This is a genomic window from Polaromonas sp. P4_F9, assembly GCF_056401235.1.
This window is the reverse complement of record NZ_JBFUJT010000009.1, coordinates 1-17,043: the sequence shown is the minus strand read 5'-3', so window position 1 is coordinate 17,043 and position 17,043 is coordinate 1. Positions and strand designations below refer to the sequence as shown.

Below are 17,043 nucleotides of genomic sequence, written 5' to 3'. Positions count from 1 at the left end.
TCACCTTCAAGCTCATGCCCGAAAAATCTCCCGCCCCCGCCGTCGAAAAGGTCAAGACCACCTACCTGGAAGGCCTGATCGGTTACAACGCACGGCGCGCGGCGCTGGTCATCATCGACGCATTCCTGAAACAAATGGCCGTCTATGGGTTGCGACCCGTGGACTTTTCGGTCCTTTCCCTCATTCATCACAACCCCGGCATCACGTCACGCCAGCTTTGCGCGACGCTCAACATCCAGCCGCCCAATCTGGTGGGCATGATCAAGTCGTTCGAAAACCGCTCACTGCTGACCCGCCAGCCCCATCCCAACGATGGCCGGGCGGTGGGCCTGCACCTGACCGCCAGCGGACAGGAACTGATGCACGACGCGGAACGCACGGCGCAGGAGCTGGAGTCCGACGCCGCCGCCCGCCTGACGGCGGCAGAGCGCAAAACCCTGCTCCGCCTGCTGCAGAAAATCTATCTGTGATGCCTGGAAGCCGGCCGCCTGGCATGCCGTGCCGGAAAACACAAACGCAAGCGCATTCGCCGCAACTTTTCAAGTCTTTTCGGCTGCAAGGCTAAACTGTACGGGCATAGGTAGCTATAAAACTAGTAGCAGCGCAGAAATTGCGTTATATTTGGCGCAAGCTTTTTGCTTGCCAGGCTGCCGCAGCCTGACCGTGACCCGATTGTGACCAGAGGAGATAACAATGAGCGCCAAAGAAAATGCAGCTGTCAGCCAGTTGCTTGAACTGCTGGAAGCACGCTATGCACTGCGCGTGCTGTGGGCCCTGAAAGACGGCCACCCCCAGACGTTCCGCCTTCTGCAAGACAGCATTGGCAGCATCACTCCCAACACCCTCAACACCCGGATCAAGGAATTGCGTGCCGCCGGCCTGCTCGGCCACGGCAGCGATGGCTACACGGTGACCACGCTGGGCGCCGACCTGCTCAAGCGCCTGAACGACCTGCAGGCGTTTGCCGGCAAGTGGGTCGTCAACCAGACCAAAGTCAGCGTCATCAAGAAGAAATAACAGGCCTTGCAACAGGCCTTGCGCGCGGCGCGTCCACGGCGCCTCAACGAGCCTTGACGAGGCAGGCCGTGCGCCTTCCCCCGTGTTGACCCCGCAATTCAGACGGCGGTTTCCAGCAGCTCGACAGGGTTGCCAAATTTTTCAGCCGCCGCCCTGACGGCCGGGTCACGCAGCCCACATAAAAAACCGCCGTCGATCAGCGGCTCGTCCCCCACCGTCACCGTGCTGTCCAGCGCGACCAGATCCATGTGAACGGGCGGCTCCTCCCACTGGGGCATGGTGCGCAATATGTAGTCGCTTGGGCGCGCCAGATCAATGCCAAAGTGAAGCGCTCCCGGGGCGTTGGAGCCGGCGGGGTAGATCGTGTGGCGCGGCGCCTTCGGATTGAAACCGCAACCCAGCTCGATCAACCGGCCGCCCACCAGCATTTCGCGCAGGATGCCGGCCTCGCGGCATTCGCCCGTGACTTCCACAATGGTGTCACTTTCAAACCGGCAGCCTATGCGTCCCTCGAACGGTTTTTCAAATCCAACCGCCCACTGGGGGTAAAACGTGCCCGACATTGCAACCGGCGCCTGTGCGTCATTGCGATGCGCCGTGCGGTCCCACAGGTTGGGGCCATGGGTGGGCAGGTAATGCACATAGCAACCCGGCTCGTCGGCAAACATTTTGCCGCGCCAGCGGTTGTGGGCGAGCAGCAACTCGCGCATCTCGGGCGTGTATTGAATGGAAAAATCGCTGCCCCGCACATCTGAAAACTTTACCGTGAAATCCTGGCCGGCCGGATAACGCCTGGCTGTGGCGCGAATGATTTCGCCGATCAACTCCGCCGGAAAACGCGCCTGCGGTGTATGCAGCAGATCGAGATCGCGGAAATACGTGATCTTGACCCAGCGCTGGCCCGCCGCGCGCCGGGCAATAAAAAACGGATCGAAAATCGAACAGAACCAGGTCGACACCACAAAGTCGGCCTCGGCCACCAGCACCTTGACCGACTCGGGCACCTCGGTCACCTGGCTGGTGGTTTCCATGTACTGCCGTACCGTCGCGCCACGCGCGCGCGCCAGGCCCATGACAGCATCGGCCACCCGCGTATCGAGCAGTGGGTCGGTCAGCAACAGCACTTTGTCGCCCTGCCTGAAGGCAAAGGTGCGCTGAAAATTCTCCAGCGCGGCAAAATAATTTTTTGTCTGCGTGATGGCGGGATTCAGGGGCTGCGGCAATCCAGCCAACAGGTCGCCCGCAGCGCGGCCGGAAGATGCGATTTCGGAGTAAGAAGGTTTCATGGAGAAGGTTTCCTGGCAATCAGGTCCGAACGGAATACAGGGAATCAATCAAGGAATAAAGGCTCAGTCAAGCGCAGCACCCGAACGTCTGACGGCATCGCCCCAGAGCATCCGGCTGCTGGCCATGTGCCGGGCCAGCTCTTCGGGTGTGCCAGGCGCCACTTCGGCCCCGCGTGACTGCAGCTGGTTGCGCAGTTCAGGGTCGGCCAGCGCTTTATGAATAGCCAGGTTGAGGCGATCAACCACAGGCCGCGGTGTGCCGGCCGGTACAAAGATCGCGTCCCAGGCGCTGACGTCCAGGCCCGGGAGACCCGACTCGGCAACGGTGGGCAGATCGGGCCAGCCGGCAACGCGCGTGCCAGTGGTCACGGCCAGGGGCTTGACGCGCCCGCTTTTGGCCTGTGGCGCCGCATTGGGCATCACTTCAATCATCAGGTCCACCTGTCCGCCGATCAGGTCGGTCATGGCCTGCGCACCGCCGCGGTAGGGAATGTGGACGACAGCCAGCCCCGCACGGGATTTGTAGATTTCACCCGCGAGGTGTGACGTGGTGCCATTGCCCGCGGAACCGAACGTGTATTTGCCGGGGTGGGCTTTGAGCAGTTGGGTGAGTTCGGCCATCGAGTTGACCTGCAGCGTGGGCCTGACCACCACCATGGCGGCAATGCGTGTGAGCTGGCTCACCGGTTCAAAATCGCGCACCGRATCAAACCCCGGCGACTTGTAGATGGCATGGTTGATGGCATGCGTACCGTTGGTGCCGTACAGCAGGGTATAGCCATCAGCAGGGGCTTTCGCAGCGGTGGCGCTGCCTACATTACCGCCCGCACCCCCGAGGTTTTCCACCACGATGGCCTGGCCAAGTTCTTTGGCGGCGCGCAGCATGACCAGGCGCGCCAGGGTGTCGCCACCACCACCGGCAGGAAACGGAACAATCAGCCTGATGGGCTTGTTGGGATAAGCGGCGACCGGCTGGCCCTGCACGGCAGGCACGAGCGTGGCCAGCGCCACACCACAAACCCAGGCCAGGCGGATGATGGATTTGAACGGGAGTTGCAGCAGTTTGACAGGGGGCGGGGTCATGGCGTCTTCCGGAAGGACTGGTAATCACTGGGCTGGGCCCAGGCGAGCATCAAATATTCTTAGATGACTTATATTTTTGCATGCAATAACAGCGATATTATCGGGTTAAACCCTTATTTTTCGATTTATTGCATGCAATAATGCCTTGGTTTCCTTTTCTCAGTAGGGCGACTTCCGCCCCACACCGCACTTTCATGAAGGCCCGCCGATGTCATCCCAGATTGACTACACCACCCGTGAACTGAGGCGAAAAATCCTCAGTGGCGAGGTGGCCCCCGGGAATCGCATGGTTGAGCTGGAGCTGTCGGCGCAGCTGGCGGTGTCGCGCACCCCGATCCGCATCGCGCTCGGCGAACTGGAAAAGGAAGGCTTGCTCGAGCGCCTGCCCACCCGCGGCTTTCGGGTTCGCCAGTTCACGGTCGACGAAATCGCCAACGCCGTCGATGTGCGTGGCGTGCTCGAAGGAATGGCCGCCAGAACGGTGGCCGAGCGCGGCCTGAAGGCCAGCGTCCGGGACGAATTGCAGGCCTGCGTGGACGAAGGCCGGCTGCTGCTGCAACACGCCCAAGCCGCCGGCCATGTCATTGACGCGGCCCGCTGGGTGCCCATGAATGCGCGGTTTCACAATGCACTGGTGCGGGCCGCCGGCAACAGCACCCTCACCTCTGCGCTGGCCCATGTGAGCAAGACACCCATGGCCGGCGCCGGCGCCCTGAGCCTCAACGGCATGCTGCCGCTGCTTGAATTCGGGTTCATCGCGCGGGCGCAAAGCGACCATGAAGACGTACTGGCTGCGCTGCTCGCGGGTGAAGGCGGACGTGCCGAAGCCCTGATGCGCGAGCATGCCCACCGCAGCCGCGACAACAAGCGTGAACTGATCATGCGAATGCAAAAACCTTCATCCGGCTGAGCCCTGCGGCATCGACCCGTTTTTCAGGTGAAGGGGCTTTGTTCGCATGGCGCGCACACGTCCAAACCGGGCACAAACCGGAACTTTGCCGCTGCCGCCCGCCTGGCAATTACAATTCCCGGCAGCCCCGCTGAAGCAGCGGATCAAGGATGGGCCACCCGGAACGGGGCCGCGCCCGCCACATCGCCAAAATTTCGGCCCTAAAACTGAATCCCTTGTCTTGAAAAGGGCTTTGTAACCCCCAGCTAACCCGCTTGTTAGCTTAAACCTTGTCTTCGAGCATGTCTGAAAATACCCAACCCGAGCAAAATCAACCACTTACCGGAGCTCCGAGTCCCGAAGAGCTGGAAGCCGCCCAAGCCGCCAACGAGTTTGATGCACTGACCCAAGCCCAGGCTGAACTGGCCACCCTGCAGGCCAAAAACACCGACCTGGCCGACAGCTACCTGCGCGCCAAGGCCGAGACGGAAAATGCCCGCCGCCGCGCTGAAGACGAAATTGCCAAGGCGCGCAAATTCGCCCTCGAAAGCTTTGCGGAAAGCCTGCTTCCCGTCATCGACAGCCTGGAGGCCGGCCTGGCGCACAAGGACGCCACGCCCGAACAGATCCACGAGGGTGCGAACGCCACGCTCAAGCAGCTCAAAACCGCCCTCGAGCGCAACAAGGTCGTGGAAATCAACCCCACCAGCGGCAGCCGGTTCGACCCGCACCAGCATCAGGCGATCAGCATGGTGCCGGCCGAGCAGGAAGCCAACACCGTGGTCAGTGTGCTGCAAAAAGGCTACCTGATTTCCGACCGGGTGCTGCGCCCTGCCCTGGTCACGGTAACCGCGCCGAAATAAACGCATAAATCAGACTGAGGCACTTGAAGTCGTACAAGTTATCCACAAGTCATCAACATGGTCATTCACAGCGACTGAGCCATCAGCCACACCACTATCCAATCGTCAACGAATCAAAAAAGCAGGAGTAAATCATGGGAAGAATCATCGGCATCGACCTGGGCACCACCAACAGCTGCGTGTCCATCATGGAAGGCAACACGCCCCGCGTCATTGAAAACTCGGAAGGTGCCCGCACCACGCCATCCATCGTCGCTTACCAGGAAGACGGTGAAGTACTGGTCGGTGCTTCGGCCAAGCGCCAGGCAGTCACCAACGCCAAGAACACGCTGTACGCCATCAAGCGCCTGATCGGCCGCAAGTTCACCGAAAAAGAGGTCCAGAAAGACATCAACCTGATGCCCTACAAGATCGCGGCGGCCGACAACGGCGATGCCTGGGTCGAAGTGCGCGGCAAGAAGATTTCAGCCCAGCAGGTCAGCGCGGACATTCTTCGCAAAATGAAAAAGACCGCTGAGGACTACCTTGGCGAGCCTGTCACCGAAGCCGTGATCACCGTGCCGGCCTATTTCAACGACAGCCAGCGTCAGGCCACCAAAGACGCCGGGCGCATTGCCGGCCTGGACGTCAAACGCATCATCAACGAGCCCACGGCAGCGGCCCTGGCCTTCGGCCTGGACAAGCAGGAAAAGGGCGACCGCAAGATTGCTGTCTATGACCTGGGCGGCGGCACCTTCGACATCTCCATCATCGAGATCGCCGATGTCGACGGCGAGAAGCAGTTTGAAGTGCTGTCCACCAATGGCGACACCTTCCTGGGCGGCGAAGACTTCGACCAGCGCATCATTGACCACATCATCGGCGAGTTCAAGAAAGAGCAAGGCGTTGACCTGTCGAAAGACGTGCTGGCGCTGCAGCGCCTGAAAGAAGCCGCCGAAAAAGCCAAGATCGAGCTCTCGAACAGCGCGCAGACCGACATCAACCTGCCCTACATCACCGCCGACGCTTCGGGCCCCAAGCACCTGAACATCAAGATGACCCGCGCCAAGCTGGAAAGCCTGGTCGACGAACTTATCGAGCGCACGATCGCCCCTTGCCGCGTCGCCATCAAGGACGCCGGCGTGTCGATTTCCGACATCCATGACGTGATCCTGGTGGGTGGCCAGACCCGTATGCCCAAGGTCCAGGAAAAGGTCAAGGAACTGTTCGGCCGGGAGCCCCGCAAGGACGTGAACCCCGACGAAGCGGTGGCGGTAGGTGCTGCCATCCAGGGCCAGGTGCTGTCGGGCGACCGCACCGACGTGTTGCTGCTCGACGTCACCCCGCTCTCCCTCGGTATCGAAACCATGGGCGGCGTGATGACCAAGATGATCAAGAAAAACACGACCATCCCGACGAAGTTTGCACAGACTTTCTCGACGGCTGAAGACAACCAGCCGGCCGTGACCATCAAGGTGTTCCAGGGCGAACGTGAAATCGCCTCGGGCAACAAGGCCCTGGGCGAATTCAACCTCGAAGGCATCCCGCCGGCAGCGCGCGGCACGCCGCAGATTGAAGTGTCCTTCGACATCGACGCCAACGGCATCCTGCACGTCGGCGCCAAGGACAAGGGCACCGGCAAGGAAAACAAGATCACCATCAAGGCCAACTCCGGTTTGTCTGAAGCCGAAATCCAGCAGATGGTGAAGGATGCCGAACTGAACGCCGAAGAAGACAAGAAAAAAGTCGAGTTCGTGCAGGCCAAGAACAATGCCGAAGCCATGGTGCACAGCGTGCGGAAATCGCTGGGCGAGTACGGCGACAAGCTGGAAGCCGGCGAGAAGGAAAAAATCGAGGCCGCCATCAAGGACATGGAAGAAGCACTCAAGGGCGACGACAAGGCCGCCATTGAAGCGAAGAACACGGCCCTGATGGAAGCCAGCCAGAAGCTGGGCGAAAAAATGTACGCCGACATGCAGTCATCCCAGGCAGCTGGCGCTGACGCAGCGGCAGGCGGGGCAGGTGCCGAGCAGGCCCATGCCAAACCGGCCGACGACAACGTGGTGGACGCCGAAGTCAAGGAAGTCAAAAAGGGCTGACAAGAAACAAGACCTGACGACAGGCGGCCCTGAATTGGCGCGATAACTGCATGCTGCAAGGCGGAAACCAGGAGCAATCCGGGATTTCCGCTTTTGCGTTTTCGGCCCGTTCATGCAGCGCCAACCGATTCCGGCGTTTGCCTCGTCCGCCCCGTTTGTGCACCGTTGTTTTGTGCCCTGTTGTTTTGTGCACTGTTGTGATTGACAGCCCAAGAACCCTGTTAACGAAGATTTCCTGACCCACCTGCCATGGCCAAAAAAGACTATTACGACACGCTAGGCGTCCCCAAGAACGCCAGCGACGACGACATCAAGAAAGCGTATCGCAAGCTCGCGATGAAGCACCATCCTGACCGCAACCAGGGTGACACCAAGATTTCCGAAGAAAAATTCAAGGAAGCCAAAGAGGCCTACGAGGTGCTTTCCGACGAAAACAAACGCATGGCCTACGACCAGTACGGCCATGCGGGTGTGGACCCCAATATGCGGGGCGGCGGCCCTGGGGCGGAAGGCTTTGGCGGGTTCGCCGAGGCGTTCGGCGACATCTTCGGCGATGTGTTCGGTGGCCAGCGCGGCGGGCATCAACGCGGCGGCCGCCAGGTGTACCGTGGCGGCGACCTGAGCTACGCGATGGAAATCACGCTGGAAGAAGCAGCCCATGGCAAGGAAGCCCAGATCCGCATTCCCAGCTGGGACGACTGCAGCACCTGCCACGGTTCGGGCGCCAAGCCCGGCACCAAAGTGGTGACCTGCACGACCTGTCATGGCCACGGTGTGGTGCAGATGCGCCAGGGCTTTTTCAGCGTGCAGCAGACCTGCCCGCAATGCAAGGGCACGGGCAAATTGATTCCCGAACCCTGCGTGGCCTGCCACGGCGTTGGCAAGACCAAGAACAACAAAACGCTGGAAGTCAAGATCCCGGCGGGCATCGATGACGGCATGCGCATCCGTTCCACCGGCAACGGCGAACCGGGCACCAATGGCGGCCCGCCCGGTGACCTGTACATCGAAATCCGGATCAAGAAGCACGAGATTTTTGAGCGCGATGGCGACGACCTGCACTGCGCGGTACCAATCAGCTTCACCACCGCGGCGCTGGGCGGAGAGATCGAAGTGCCCACATTGGCTGGCAAGGCCGCGATCGACATTCCGGAAGGCACCCAGGCCGCCAAGCAGTTCCGGCTGCGCGGCAAGGGGATCAAGGGCGTGCGCTCCAGCTATCCCGGGGACCTGTACTGCCACATCACGGTGGAAACGCCGGTGAAGCTGACAGAGCACCAGCGCAAGCTGCTCAAGGAACTCGACGAATCGCTGAAAAAAGGCGGCGCCAGGCATTCGCCCAGCGAAGAGGGCTGGGCCGACAAACTGAAGAACTTCTTCAGCGCCTAATCCATCGCCCATCGCCGGCGCGACCCAGGCGTCGGCTGCAGCGGCTGACTTCAGATCCCGCCCCCGCCCTGCCGCGCCCACATGCCGGACTTGTTCCGGCATTTTTCATGGGGTCTCCTGCGAATGCGTATCTGCAACGCCTCGTGACTGTCACACCGCTGTCGTCATACCGCGCCTACGATCACCCTTTTAACCAGGGAAGGACGTCATGGCGATATCGACAAAAACTCTCACACGGCAATACATCGGCTGGCTCACACTGGCAGGCGCCAGCGTCATGCTGGGCGCCTGCAGCATGCCGGGCACACACCCCAGCGCCGGCCCGCCCACACTCGATGGCAGGGCGCCTCTGGTGATTGCCCACCGCGGCGCTTCGGGCTATGTACCGGAAGAAACGCTGGAAGCCTACGTGCGCGCCATTGAACTCGGCGCCGATGTGATCGAGATGGACCTGGTCTCGACCAAAGACGGTGTACTGATCACCCGCCATGACCCCAACCTGGCCATCAGCACCGACGTGGCCAGACACCCCGAATTTTCCTCACGCAAAAAGACTATCCAGGTAGACGGCGAGACGCAGACCGGCTGGTTCAGCAACGACTTCACGCTGGCCGAAATCCGGACGCTGGGCGCCATCTCGACCGATGCCGAGCGCCCCCAGCAGTTCAACGGCCAGTACAAGGTGCCGACCTTCCAGGACGTGGTGGATCTGGCCAAAGCCCAATCCATCAAGACCGGCCGCACGATTGCGATCTACCCGGAAACCAAAAACCCGACCTATTTCCGCGAATTGGGCCTGCCGCTGGAAGACAAGCTGATCGCGATCATCAACGCCGCCGGCTGGAACAGAAAGACCGCGCCCATCTACGTGCAGTCGTTCGAGCCCGGCAGCCTGAAGTACATGAAAAGCAAGGGCCTGAACACGCGCCTGATCCAGCTGATCGACGGCGATGGCGTTGACATGAAAACCGGCACTGTCACCTTTGCCGTACCGAGCGACCGCCCTTATGACTGGACCAAGGCGGGCGACAAACGCTTTTTTGACGCCATGGTCACGCCTGCGGGCCTGGCCGAGATCAAGACCTATGCCGATGGCATCGGCCCCTGGAAGCGTTTCATCATCGGCATCAAGGGCACGATGGGCGCGAACGGCAAGGCAATGGACATCAATGGCGACGGCAAGGTCAACGATGCCGATGCCACCTCAACCCAGGCCACCAGCCTCATTGCAGACGCCCACAAGGCCGGCCTGTTTGTCCATCCCTTCACCTTCCGCAACGAGTCGCGCCGCCTGGCAGCCGACTACAAGGGCGATGGCGCCAATGAGTACCTGGCGTTCTACCGCGCCGGCGTGGACGGCGTGTTCACCGACTTCACCGACACCGCCATCGCCGCGCGTACGCAGTACCTGAAAGAAGCCGGCCGGTAAGGCCCGCCCCGACCGGCAAGCCTTTGCTTGCCGGCTCTCTCATTCATCGATGGCCGCTTGCGCTCCCTTTCTGGGAGCCAGGCGGCATTTTCTTTTTTGAGGGCCGGCGCCGCCCCGGGTTTTCTCAAAATGCAACACCTTTCAGGCCCCGGGCCGGGGGACTGGCTTATAGTGCCTTACGCACTGCAACGCCCCTCCGCTCACCCCCAACGCAAGCCCCATCACCATGAAAACCAAAGCCGCCGTCGCCTGGAAATCAGGCCAGCCCCTCACCATTGAAACCGTCGACCTCGAAGGCCCGAAGTTCGGCGAGGTGCTGGTCGAGATCAAGGCCACCGGCATTTGCCACACCGACTACTACACGCTGTCGGGCGCCGACCCGGAAGGCATCTTCCCGGCCATCCTGGGCCACGAAGGCGCGGGCATCGTGGTGGATGTCGGCCCGGGCGTGACCACGCTCAAGAAGGGCGACCACGTCATTCCGCTCTACACGCCAGAATGCCGCCAGTGCAAGTTCTGCCTCTCGCGAAAAACCAATCTCTGCCAGCTGATCCGCGGCACGCAGGGCAAGGGCCTGATGCCCGACGCCACCAGCCGCTTCAGCCTGGACGGCCAACCCATCTTCCACTACATGGGCACCTCCACCTTCAGCAACTACACCGTCGCGCCCGAGATCTCGCTGGCCAAAATCCGCGAGGACGCGCCGTTTGACAAGGTCTGCTACATCGGCTGCGGCGTGACCACCGGCATAGGCGCGGTGATCTTCACGGCCAAGGTGGAAGCCGGCGCCAACGTGGTGGTGTTCGGCCTGGGCGGTATCGGCCTGAACGTGGTCCAGGGCGCGAAGATGGTGGGCGCCGACAAGATCATTGGCATTGACCTGAACCCGGCGCGGGAAGCCATGGCCCGCAAGTTTGGCATGACCCACTTCCTGAACCCGAAAGACCATGAGAATATTGTCGATGCCATCGTGCAACTGACCGACGGCGGCGCCGACTACAGCTTTGAATGCATTGGCAACACGAAAGTCATGCGCCAGGCGCTGGAGTGCACCCACAAGGGCTGGGGCCGCAGCATCATCATCGGCGTGGCCGAGGCCGGTGCGGAAATCAGCACGCGCCCCTTCCAGCTGGTCACCGGCCGCAAATGGGAGGGCTCGGCCTTCGGCGGCGCGCGTGGGCGCACCGACGTGCCGAAGATCGTCGACTGGTACATGGAGGGCAAGATCAACATCGACGACCTGATCACCCACACCATGCCGCTGGAAGACATCAACAAGGGCTTCGACCTGATGAAGCGCGGCGAGTCGATCCGGGGAGTGGTGCTCTATGAATGAAAACGCTCTGGGCAGCCTGCGCCGCGTGCAGGCCGGCGTACTCAAGGTCGCCTTCCATGAAAGCGGGCCGTCCGACGGGCCGCCGGTGCTGCTGCTGCACGGCTTTCCCTATGACGTGCAGTCCTACGTCGAGGTGGCGCCGCAGCTCGCGGCCGAGGCTGCCGCGTCGTCGTGCCCTACCTGCGCGGCTTCGGCCCGACCCAGTTCGTCGATGCAAACACGCCGCGCTCGGGCGAGCAGGCCGCGATCGGCGCCGACGTGCGGGACTTGCTCGATGCGCTGGCCATCCCGCGCGCGGTGCTCGCAGGCTACGATTGGGGCGGAACCGCAGCTTGCGTGGCCGCGGCGCTGTGGCCCGAGCGCTGCGCCGGCCTGATCTCGGTCAACAGCTACAAGATCCAGAACATCGCCGCGGCGAAACAGCCCGTTGCGCCAGAAAACGAGGCGCGGTACTGGTACCAGTACTACTTCCATGCCGAACGCGGCCGCGCCGGGCTGGCGCAGAACCGGCGCGCGCTGTGCAAGCTGCTGTGGCGCATGTGGTCGCCGATCTGGCCCTTCGACGACGCGACCTACGAGCGCAGCGCAGCCGCCTTCGACAACCCCGACTTCGTCGACATCGTGATCCACTCCTACCGCCATCGCCATGGGCTGGTGGCCGGCGATCCGGCGTACGCGGCTTTGCAAGCCCGCCTCGCTGAGCTGCCGGACATCAGCGTGCCGAGCATCACCTTCGACGGCACCGATGACGGCGTGATGCCGGTCGGCGGCACCACCGACCTCGGCCACCATTTCATCGGCCGGCACGAGCACCGCGTCGTGCAGGGCGCCGGCCACAACCTGCCGCAGGAAAAACCGCAGGCCTTCGTCGATGCCGTCCGCGACCTCGTGCATGGCAACATCGGCCGATGACCGACAGCCTGAAGACCCTCTCCGAACACCGCTGCTTCGACGGCACGCAAAGCTTTCACGAGCACGCCTCGCGCGAGATCGGCCTGCCGATGCGCTTCTCGGTGTTGGCGGCATCCTGATGGACCAGAGCCTGGCCGACAAAATCCTGGCCGAGCAGTTGCACCCCAGCTGTTTGAAGCCGAGCCGCCAGCGCCTCTGCGGGCAGCCGCTGACCCTGCGCCGGCACCCGGGGCCCTTTCCAGGCACCTTCGACCCTGTCTGATAGCTCTTGGCGTCCCCCTGAGAGTCCCCCAAGAGCCCCTTGGCATCCCTTATTAGCATCCCTTAAGCGTCTCTTAAGTCGCCCCAAATACACTGCGGCGCTATGCCGCTGCTCCCTCTTCCTTCAGGCCCTGCGTCCGCGTTCAGTCCGGTGTTCAGGTCAATGCCTGCAAACACCACGCGCGCGCGCGCGGGTATTCGGCCGCTGTGGATCGTCATCCTGTCCAGTCTCTGGATCGCCACCGTTTGCAACATCGCACTGTGGCGTGAGCTCGCGCGCCTGCCCGACCTGAGCAGGGGCGAGGTCCTCACCATCAGCCTGGCCCTGGCGCTGGTGATCACGCTGTCGACGGCCGCATTGCTCAGCCTGCTGGCCTGGCGCTGGACCCTCAAGCCGGCCATCACGCTCTTTCTGGTGTTTGCCGCCCTGGGCGCCTATTTCATGCTGGCCTATGGCGTGGTCATCGACAAGACCATGATGGTCAACCTACTACAAACCGACGCGCGCGAAACCCGCGACCTGCTGAACTGGCACCTGCCGGCGACTGTGCTGGCACTGGCGGGTTTGCCCGGCTATTTCCTGTGGCGGCAAAAAATCCGGACGCAAAGTCCTGTGCGCCAGCTGCTCTCCAACGCGATGACCCTGGTCACCGCATGCGCCGTGCTGGTGCTCGTGGTGATGCTGTTCTTCCAGAGCATCGCTTCGGTCATGCGCAACTACACGCATGTGCGCTACCTGATCAATCCACTCAACTCCTTTTACGCATTGGGAAGGGTTGCGGCCCAGCCTTTCCAGCGCAACGAATCCATCGTCTTGCCCCTGGGCGAGGACGCAAGGCTCGCTGCCAGCGGCGCGGCCGCCGCCAAACCGCCTCTGTTGCTGCTGGTGCTGGGTGAAACCGCGCGCAGCGGCAATTTCGCGATCAATGGCTATCGGCGGGCCACCACACCGGAGCTGGCCCGGGAAAACATTGCCAGCCAGCGCAATGCCTGGTCCTGCGGCACCAGCACGGCGGTGTCGGTGCCCTGTATGTTTTCCAATTTTGGCCGTGAAGCGTATGACTCACGGCCTGCCAATTATGAAGGCCTGCTCGACGTCCTGCAGCATGCCGGCTTGGCCGTGGTCTGGATAGACAATCAGTCGGGCTGCAAAGGGGTATGCGACAGGGTCGCCAGTGTGGACACCGCCAACCTGAAAGTGCCCGGCCTGTGCGACAGCGGGGAATGCTTTGATGAAGTGATGCTGCAAAACATGGAGGAGCGCATCGCTGCCCTGCCCGCAGAACGCAGGGCCAGGGGTGTGGTCGTGGTGATGCACCAGATCGGCGGCCACGGCCCGGCCTACTACCAGCGTTCACCACCGGCCTTCAAGAAGTTCTTGCCCGAATGCATCAACAACGCCCTGCAAAGCTGCGGGCGCGATGAACTGATGAATGCCTATGACAACAGCATTGTCTACGCCGACCATTTGCTGGGGTCCGCCATTCGGTGGCTTAAAACGCAGGAGGTGCACAGCTCGCCCGCCATGCTGTATGTGGCCGACCACGGCGAGTCCCTGGGCGAAAACAACCTTTACCTGCATGGCATGCCCTACGGGATGGCGCCCGACGTGCAAAAGCGCGTGCCCTGGATCACCTGGCTGTCGCCGCAATTCGAGCAACTCAGCAGTATCAGCACGGCCTGCCTCAAGCAGCAGCTCGATGCACCGGTGAGCCATGACAATTACTTTCACTCGGTGCTGGGCCTGATGAAGGTGCAGACCAGCGTCTACCAGCCCGCACTCGATATCTATGCCGGCTGCGCCAACCATGGTCCCGTCAGTGTGCACGCGCAGACGTTGCGCACTGAATCGTCCTGATTCATTGATTCATCCTGATTCGTCCAGACGAATCATCCCAGCGCCGCATAGGGTTTTTAGGCTAACAGCCGCCACTTGCTGCGCATCTGTTTAATATTCATTTTCATCTCAACTAAAAATACATTATTCAAATGAAGAATATGAATATCCGCAAAGCGCTCGCCTCCACACTTCTTGTCACCCTGGCCCTGGGCGCCGGCATTGCGCATGCCGCCGATTTGCTGGACACCGTGAAGCAGCGCGGCACGCTGAAAGTGGCGCTGGAAGGCACTTACCCGCCGTTCAACTACAAAGAGAACGACAAGCTCGCGGGTTTTGAAGTGGAGCTCGCCAATGCGCTGGCGCAAAAGCTCGGCGTCAAGGCCGAATTCACCACCAGCGAGTGGAGCGCCATCCTCGCAGGCTTGCAGGCCGGCAAATACGATGTGGTGATCAACCAGGTCGGGATCACCGACAAGCGCAAGGAAACCTTTGATTTCTCCGAGCCCTACACCATTTCCAGCCCGCAGCTGATCATCCGCAAGGACGAAAAGCGCGAGTTCAAGACGCTGGCTGACCTCAAGGGCAAAAAGCTCGGCCTGGGCCAGGGCACGAACTTTGCCGACATGGCCAGGAAGGTAGGCGACATCGAGATCAAAACCTATCCGGGCGCGCAGGAATACCTGCAGGACCTGGCTTTGGGCCGCATTGACGCGGCGCTGAACGACAGCCTGCTGATTCCCTATATCGTCAAGCAGACCAAGCTGCCCCTCAAGCCCGGTGCGCCCGTGGGTGAACTGGAGAAATCCGGCATTCCGTTCGTCAAGAACAACCCCAAGTTCAAGGCCGCCATCGACAAGGCGCTGGCTGATCTGCAGGCCGACGGCAGCTTCGCCAAAATTTCCAACAAATGGTTTGACCGCGACGTGAGCAAACCACCCGTGGCCAAGTAAGCTCGTAAGCTCCTGCAAGATCCCGTGAGAACCCGGTAACATTCATTCCGCGTGCGCTCCGAGCGCACCCAATGTCTGAAGCGCCCCGGCATAAAGCCGGGGTTTTTATTTGCGGAGATTGCCATGGACATGACTGCTGTGACCCAGTTGCTGGGAGACGCTTTACCACTGATGCTCAAGGGCGCGGCATGGACACTGCTGCTGGCCGTGGCGTCGGTCTTTTTTGGCGCCATCATCGGCACCTTTGTCGCCATCACGCGACTGGCCAAGCTGCCCGGCCTTGCGCAGTTTGCAGCGCTGTACGTCAGCTGTATGCGCGGCACGCCGCTGCTGGTGCAGCTGTTTGTGATTTACTTCGGCCTGCCCAGCATTGGCATCCAGTTCGACCCCATCACGGCGGGCATTCTGGGGCTTAGCCTCAACGTCGGCGCTTACCTGTCCGAAACCATTCGTGGTGCGATCAACGGCGTGGAACACGGGCAGTGGAACGCCGCCCGCAGCCTGGGGCTGACGCAGGCACAAACGCTGCGCCATGTCATCGGCCCGCAAGCCCTGCGCCTGGCCGTTCCCAGCCTGCTAGTGGACTGTAACGATTGAATCGGGAGTGATGCGTCGTGAAAGATCACAGTACTTCCACTTCACTGGCTTTGGCTGTTCGTTGTACTGGCGGATGTAGCGCATGAGTTTTCGCTTCAGATCAGGCAAAGACGTGAACACGCCACGGGCGATGACATCGCGCTCGATCTTGGCAAACCACAACTCCACCTGGTTGAGCCAGGACGAGTACGTCGGGGTGAAGTGCATATGAACGTTGCTGTGCGTGGCCAGGAACTGCTCGACGTGCTTGGTCTTGTGGGCCGAGAGGTTGTCGGCGATGACGTGAATCTCTTTGCCCTTGGGCTGGTTGGCCACGATATCGGTGAGAAACGCGACGAACTCGGCCGAGGTATGGCGAGTAGCCGTCTTGCCCAGCACCTCACCCGTCTTGGTATTGAAGGCCGCGTACAAGGAGAGCGTGCCGTGCCGGAAATACTCAAAGCCGTGACGCTCGGCCCGTCCCGGCGACAGCGGCAGCACCGGGTCCAGCCGATCCAGCGCCTGAATCGCGGTCTTCTCATCGACACTGAACACCACGGCGTTCTGAGGCGGGTTCAGGTACAGCCCGATGACATCGGCAGCCTTGGTCTCAAAGTCCGGATCGTTGGAGGTGAGATAGCCTTCCAGCAAATGCGGCTTGATGCCGTGCTTGGCCCAGATTCGGGCCACCGTCATGTGCGAGATATCGCCGCCCAGTTCAGCGGCCAGTTTGCGCGACGACCAGTGCGTGGAGCCGTCAGCCGGCTTGTGTTTGGTGGTTCGTGCCAGCACACGCGCCTCCAGGCGATCAGTCACCTTGTAGCGTTCGCGCCCGGCGTGCCGAGCGAACAGGCCGGCCAGGCGATCACTCTCAAAGCGCTTGCTCCACCGGTCAATGTAGCTGTCGCTGCAGTCCAGCTTGGCGCGAATCTCCGCCCAGGTGAGCCCATCGGCCAGCAGCAGAATCAACCGGGCATGGCGCGCCGAATCGGCTCGGGCGTTCCTCGCTGCAGCTTGCTGTTGAAGTTCCATGCGTTCGCTTTTGGTCAGTTTCATCGCAACCTCCATGGCTACAATGATACTTCCGTTTTAAACGTTACAGTCCACTAGGTTTTAAACGTTACAGTCCACTAG

At 61.4% G+C, this 17,043-nt stretch carries 14 protein-coding genes and 3 pseudogenes; 14 read left to right on the top strand and 3 right to left on the bottom strand.

Annotated elements, in window-relative coordinates; translation table 11 throughout:
• Positions 1–14 precede the first annotated feature (14 nt).
• The gene (locus AC1DUB_RS09695; protein ID WP_477729383.1) at positions 15–470 is read left to right on the top strand and encodes a MarR family winged helix-turn-helix transcriptional regulator; all 456 of its coding nucleotides are present in this window, start codon (positions 15–17) and stop codon (positions 468–470) included.
• Between the two features lie 223 nt (positions 471–693).
• On the top strand, positions 694–1,017 hold the full coding sequence (locus tag AC1DUB_RS09690) for a winged helix-turn-helix transcriptional regulator (protein ID WP_477729382.1): 324 nt from the start codon (positions 694–696) through the stop codon (positions 1,015–1,017).
• Positions 1,018–1,115: 98 nt separating this feature from the next.
• Here AC1DUB_RS09690 and AC1DUB_RS09685 read toward each other — a convergent pair whose 3' ends face one another.
• Positions 1,116–2,303: a hypothetical protein gene (locus tag AC1DUB_RS09685; protein ID WP_477729381.1), complete on the bottom strand. Its 1,188-nt coding sequence runs from the start codon at positions 2,301–2,303 to the stop codon at positions 1,116–1,118.
• A gap of 63 nt (positions 2,304–2,366) precedes the next feature.
• Positions 2,367–3,386 (bottom strand): Bug family tripartite tricarboxylate transporter substrate binding protein, encoded by a 1,020-nt coding sequence (locus tag AC1DUB_RS09680; RefSeq protein ID WP_477729380.1) that lies wholly within the window; start codon positions 3,384–3,386, stop codon positions 2,367–2,369.
• 208 nt (positions 3,387–3,594) lie between these two features.
• Between AC1DUB_RS09680 and AC1DUB_RS09675 the strand changes: the two genes are divergently transcribed.
• From AC1DUB_RS09675 to AC1DUB_RS09620, 12 genes and pseudogenes are all read left to right on the top strand, one after another.
• A complete protein-coding gene (locus AC1DUB_RS09675; RefSeq protein ID WP_477729379.1) occupies positions 3,595–4,296 on the top strand; it encodes a GntR family transcriptional regulator in 702 nt (233 codons plus the stop codon).
• Positions 4,297–4,577: 281 nt separating this feature from the next.
• Positions 4,578–5,138 carry a nucleotide exchange factor GrpE gene (grpE, locus tag AC1DUB_RS09670; RefSeq protein WP_477717495.1) on the top strand — a complete coding sequence of 187 codons (561 nt, stop codon included), beginning with the start codon at positions 4,578–4,580 and terminating at the stop codon, positions 5,136–5,138.
• A 134-nt stretch (positions 5,139–5,272) separates the two neighbouring features.
• Entirely contained in the window at positions 5,273–7,216 is a 1,944-nt protein-coding gene (dnaK, locus tag AC1DUB_RS09665; protein WP_477729378.1) for a molecular chaperone DnaK, read from the top strand.
• Between the two features lie 249 nt (positions 7,217–7,465).
• Positions 7,466–8,605 carry a molecular chaperone DnaJ gene (dnaJ, locus tag AC1DUB_RS09660; RefSeq protein ID WP_477729377.1) on the top strand — a complete coding sequence of 380 codons (1,140 nt, stop codon included), beginning with the start codon at positions 7,466–7,468 and terminating at the stop codon, positions 8,603–8,605.
• A 208-nt stretch (positions 8,606–8,813) separates the two neighbouring features.
• Positions 8,814–10,034, top strand: a complete 1,221-nt coding sequence (locus AC1DUB_RS09655) for a glycerophosphodiester phosphodiesterase (protein ID WP_477729376.1) — start codon at positions 8,814–8,816, stop codon at positions 10,032–10,034.
• A 226-nt stretch (positions 10,035–10,260) separates the two neighbouring features.
• Positions 10,261–11,370 (top strand): S-(hydroxymethyl)glutathione dehydrogenase/class III alcohol dehydrogenase, encoded by a 1,110-nt coding sequence (locus AC1DUB_RS09650; protein ID WP_477729375.1) that lies wholly within the window; start codon positions 10,261–10,263, stop codon positions 11,368–11,370.
• Between the two features lie 171 nt (positions 11,371–11,541).
• Positions 11,542–12,282 carry an alpha/beta fold hydrolase gene (locus AC1DUB_RS09645; protein ID WP_477729374.1) on the top strand — a complete coding sequence of 247 codons (741 nt, stop codon included), beginning with the start codon at positions 11,542–11,544 and terminating at the stop codon, positions 12,280–12,282.
• A pseudogene (locus AC1DUB_RS09640) lies at positions 12,279–12,386 on the top strand (S-formylglutathione hydrolase); the annotation flags it as partial. The gene AC1DUB_RS09645 and the pseudogene AC1DUB_RS09640, both read left to right, overlap by 4 nt.
• A 5-nt stretch (positions 12,387–12,391) precedes the next feature.
• A pseudogene (locus AC1DUB_RS09635) lies at positions 12,392–12,514 on the top strand (S-formylglutathione hydrolase); the annotation flags it as partial.
• A gap of 192 nt (positions 12,515–12,706) precedes the next feature.
• Positions 12,707–14,401 (top strand): phosphoethanolamine transferase, encoded by a 1,695-nt coding sequence (locus AC1DUB_RS09630; protein WP_477729373.1) that lies wholly within the window; start codon positions 12,707–12,709, stop codon positions 14,399–14,401.
• Between the two features lie 131 nt (positions 14,402–14,532).
• Positions 14,533–15,333, top strand: coding sequence for a transporter substrate-binding domain-containing protein (locus AC1DUB_RS09625; RefSeq protein WP_477729372.1), 801 nt, complete (start codon positions 14,533–14,535; stop codon positions 15,331–15,333).
• Between the two features lie 123 nt (positions 15,334–15,456).
• Positions 15,457–15,909: pseudogene (locus AC1DUB_RS09620) on the top strand (amino acid ABC transporter permease); the annotation flags it as partial.
• Here AC1DUB_RS09620 and AC1DUB_RS09615 read toward each other — a convergent pair.
• Entirely contained in the window at positions 15,910–16,965 is a 1,056-nt protein-coding gene (locus AC1DUB_RS09615) for an IS630 family transposase (protein WP_477729371.1), read from the bottom strand.
• Positions 16,966–17,043 lie beyond the last annotated feature (78 nt).

What these genes read in the sequence shown, in the direction of transcription:
- AC1DUB_RS09695 (WP_477729383.1), top strand. Translation starts at nt 15, where the DNA reads ATGCCCGAAAAATCTCCCGCCCCCGCCGTCGAAAAGGTCAAGACCACC.
- AC1DUB_RS09675 (WP_477729379.1), top strand. Translation starts at nt 3,595, where the DNA reads ATGTCATCCCAGATTGACTACACCACCCGTGAACTGAGGCGAAAAATC.
- AC1DUB_RS09625 (WP_477729372.1), top strand. Translation starts at nt 14,533, where the DNA reads ATGAAGAATATGAATATCCGCAAAGCGCTCGCCTCCACACTTCTTGTC.
- dnaJ (WP_477729377.1), top strand. Translation starts at nt 7,466, where the DNA reads ATGGCCAAAAAAGACTATTACGACACGCTAGGCGTCCCCAAGAACGCC.
- AC1DUB_RS09650 (WP_477729375.1), top strand. Translation starts at nt 10,261, where the DNA reads ATGAAAACCAAAGCCGCCGTCGCCTGGAAATCAGGCCAGCCCCTCACC.
- AC1DUB_RS09655 (WP_477729376.1), top strand. Translation starts at nt 8,814, where the DNA reads ATGGCGATATCGACAAAAACTCTCACACGGCAATACATCGGCTGGCTC.
- AC1DUB_RS09630 (WP_477729373.1), top strand. Translation starts at nt 12,707, where the DNA reads ATGCCTGCAAACACCACGCGCGCGCGCGCGGGTATTCGGCCGCTGTGG.
- dnaK (WP_477729378.1), top strand. Translation starts at nt 5,273, where the DNA reads ATGGGAAGAATCATCGGCATCGACCTGGGCACCACCAACAGCTGCGTG.
- grpE (WP_477717495.1), top strand. Translation starts at nt 4,578, where the DNA reads ATGTCTGAAAATACCCAACCCGAGCAAAATCAACCACTTACCGGAGCT.
- AC1DUB_RS09690 (WP_477729382.1), top strand. Translation starts at nt 694, where the DNA reads ATGAGCGCCAAAGAAAATGCAGCTGTCAGCCAGTTGCTTGAACTGCTG.
- AC1DUB_RS09615 (WP_477729371.1), bottom strand. Translation starts at nt 16,965, where the DNA reads ATGAAACTGACCAAAAGCGAACGCATGGAACTTCAACAGCAAGCTGCA.
- AC1DUB_RS09685 (WP_477729381.1), bottom strand. Translation starts at nt 2,303, where the DNA reads ATGAAACCTTCTTACTCCGAAATCGCATCTTCCGGCCGCGCTGCGGGC.